The sequence below is a fragment of the Mesorhizobium sp. M7A.F.Ca.ET.027.03.2.1 genome (genome assembly GCF_003999175.1).
Lineage (GTDB): Bacteria > Pseudomonadota > Alphaproteobacteria > Rhizobiales > Rhizobiaceae > Mesorhizobium.
In genome coordinates, this window is sequence record NZ_RZOM01000876.1 from 1 (window position 1) to 2633 (window position 2633).

At 63.7% G+C, this 2633-nt stretch carries 2 protein-coding genes and 1 pseudogene; 1 reads left to right on the forward strand and 2 read right to left on the reverse strand.

All coding sequences use genetic code 11. From position 1 onward, the window contains the following. Both EN750_RS28285 and mtnK read right to left on the reverse strand, forming a co-directional pair. A pseudogene (locus EN750_RS28285) lies at window positions 1-262 on the reverse strand (S-methyl-5-thioribose-1-phosphate isomerase); the annotation flags it as partial. Next, window positions 259-1533: an S-methyl-5-thioribose kinase gene (gene mtnK / locus EN750_RS28290; RefSeq protein ID WP_127398701.1), complete on the reverse strand. Its 1275-nt coding sequence runs from the start codon at window positions 1531-1533 to the stop codon at window positions 259-261. The gene mtnK and the pseudogene EN750_RS28285, both read right to left, overlap by 4 nt. A gap of 135 nt (window positions 1534-1668) precedes the next feature. On the opposite strand from mtnK, the gene EN750_RS28295 reads away from it, so the two are divergent. After that, on the forward strand, window positions 1669-2633 hold a 965-nt coding region (locus EN750_RS28295), incomplete at its 3' end, for an ATP-binding cassette domain-containing protein (protein WP_145967979.1).

Genomic DNA, 2633 nt, shown 5'->3' on the forward strand with positions numbered 1-2633 from the left:
CGTGCAGGGTCTCCCACACGGCATCGAGCGCTGCATCCGACGGATCGTCAGCCATCTGCATGGCGACGCCGTAGGCAGCGGTGACGCCGATCAGCGGCGCGCCGCGTACCCACATGTCGCGGATGGCGGTGGCGATGCCGTCGAGCGTGCCGATCGTCTCGATGCGGAAATCGTGCGGCAGCCAGCGCTGGTCGATGATATCGACCGAACGGCCGTCGTCGCTCAGCCAGATGGTGCGATAGTGGCGGTCGCCGACGTTCAAATGCTGCTCTCCTGTTCGATCAGCGCGGCCAGTTGGTTGACCTCGTCGATGCTGTGGATCTGGCGCCGGTTGACGGCGAGGTGACGGCCGAATTTCAGCGCCTTTGCCTCACAACTGGCGCGCAAATCCTCATCGGCAATGGTCTCGAAATCGGCATTGTGGGCGAGGCCGAGGATGCGCCTGTGCACCTCGATGCCGGCAAAGCCGAGCAGATCGGTCCACATCTGGTGCAGAACATGGTCGAGCGCCTGCTCGGCACCGAGCTTGTCGCCCTGATCCTCGAACAGGCTCTTTTGGTAGAGCATGCCGGAGCGCTCGGTGCGCCATAGATGCGAGAATTCGGCGCGGAACACTGACCATGTCTCGACCGTCACACCGAGCATATAGGCGCGCATGGCGTCGCGCTTTCCCTCCTCCTCGTGGCCGCGTTGCGAGAAGAACGACATCCAGAAATTAGCAAGCAGCATGCCGACGTCGAAAGCCATCGGGCCGTAGAAGGCGAACTCCGGATCGATCATCCGGGTTTCGCTGTCGGTGACCATGATCGAGCCGGAATGCAGATCGCCATGCAGCAGCGTTTCGGCATTGGCGGCGAAGATGTGCTTCAGCCGCTGCGCCTCGACCTTGAGGTCGCGGTCGGCGCGCAGATCGGCGACCAGGCCGTCGAGCTGCGGCGAGGTGTGCCGGTTCATCTTGGCGTCGAAATAGGGGTCGGAAAACACCAGGCTCTCGGTGATGTCGCAGAGCTCGACATTGTCGGCGAACAGCGCCAGATCGGCCTTGCGGTCCTTGGCGGCCATATGGAGGTCGGAGCCGCGAAACAGCGTCCGGGCCATGAACAGGCCGATATCCCGGGCAATGTTCGGCAGCTGGCGGCCGTCGATCAGGGCGCGGCGCAGGATGATGTGCGGCGGCGCAAGATATTCCATGATGATCAGCGCCTGGCCTTCATCGAAATAATGGATCGCCGGCACCGAGCCTGGCGCGCGCGCCTCTTGCCTGGTCAGCGCGTGATATTCGAAGAAGGAGCGCTTCAACGGCAGCGGCCAGCTGTCGCCGACCAGGCGAACATAGGGCAGGGCCTGCTTGACCACGGCTGCACCGCTGGCGCCCTCGACAATGAACACCAGGTTGAGATTGCCGTCGCCGACCTCGCGAACCTTCCAGGCGCCAGTGTCCTTGCCGATCTTCGCGCATAGCGCCTCGTTGCCGCCAAGGCGTGCAGCCAGGGTTTCGACCGATAGTGCTTCGAACGGCAATTTTTCAGTCATCGTCATCCTCCCGCTTATGCGCTCCGAACATAACGGAGGCGTGGCGGCTGGGCCAAGCTAGGAAGCGATCTGGCAATTGTCAATCGTGTTGACAATTGCCGATGCAGCCCATAGCGTCATGTCAGGGAGGAACGCATGGTCGGCAATGCCGTGTTCCGCGTAGAGGGACTGAGGAAATCCTTTGGCCATAACGAGGTGCTAGGCGGCGTCTCGGTCGAATTGCATGCCGGCGAAGTCACCGTGCTGATGGGCGCCAACGGCGCCGGCAAATCCACCCTCGTCAAGATCATCTCCGGTGTCTACGAACGCGGCGGCGGCACGATGGCGCTCGCCGACCAGGATTTCGCACCGAAAACCCCGGCCGAAGCGATCCGCGCCGGCGTCGTCACCGTGCACCAGAATATCAACGACGGTGTCGTCGCCGACCTCGACGTCGCCACCAACCTGACCCTCGACCGGCTGAGCGGCAGCGGCGCGCCGACCCTATTCAACCCAATGCGCGTGCGGCGGGAGGCCAAGGCGGTTGCCGACCGCATGGGGCTGGCCATCGATTTGAAGGCGCGGGTGAGCGATCTGTCGCTGGCCGATCGCCAGATGGTGGCGATTGCCCGCGCGCTGGCGCACAAGCCGAAAGTGCTGATCCTCGACGAGCCGACCTCATCGCTGTCCAGCGCCGAGGCCGACCGGCTGTTCGCGCTGATCGACAGGCTGCGCGAGCAGGGCGTGGCGATCCTCTACATCTCGCATCGTATGTCGGACATCAGGCGGCTGGCCGATCGCATCGTCTCGATGCGTGACGGGATCATCTCAGGCATTTTCGACAAGAAACCGCTCGACTATGAAGGCGCGGTCAACGCCATGCTCGGCCGCAAGATCCATCTCGACCAGATCGTCGTCAGGAATTCGGCCAAGGGAGTCCTGACGATCGAGGGTCTGCGCATTGCGCCGGGCGCCCGGCCGATCTCGCTGACGCTCGGCGACGGCGAGGTCGTTGCCATCACCGGCCTCGTCGGCGTCGGCAAGACGGCGCTTGCCGAGACTCTCTTTGGCGTGCGCCAGCCGCTCGCCGGCACAATGACGCTGAACGGCAGGCCTTATGC